Raw genomic sequence first — 272 nt, 5'->3', positions numbered from 1 at the left:
GGCAAAGCCCGCCGACTTCAGGCGCGCTCCGATCAGCCGCGTCAGTTGCAGGTTGAAGCCGAACTCCACGTCGTTGCGCGCGCTGGTCGCGCCTTGCGATTCGGAGGTGTGGCCGACATCGAGGATGATCTTGAACTTGCGCGGATCGCACGGCGCCGGCGCAGGTGACTTGATGGCCCGCACGGGCTTGCGGGCCGTAGCCGCCTGGCCGTCGCCAACTGACGACACCAGGAGCGGGATCAGCGCGGCAACGATAGCGGCTGTGATGCGCC

The 272-nt window shown here is 67.6% G+C and carries 1 pseudogene; it reads right to left on the bottom strand.

The annotated features are described in order from the left end of the window. Positions 1 to 272: pseudogene (locus tag RAD10_RS41890) on the bottom strand (N-acetylmuramoyl-L-alanine amidase); the annotation flags it as partial.

It is taken from the genome of Bradyrhizobium sp. 23AC, from assembly GCF_054863025.1.
This window is presented reverse-complemented; position numbering and strand designations above follow the sequence as displayed.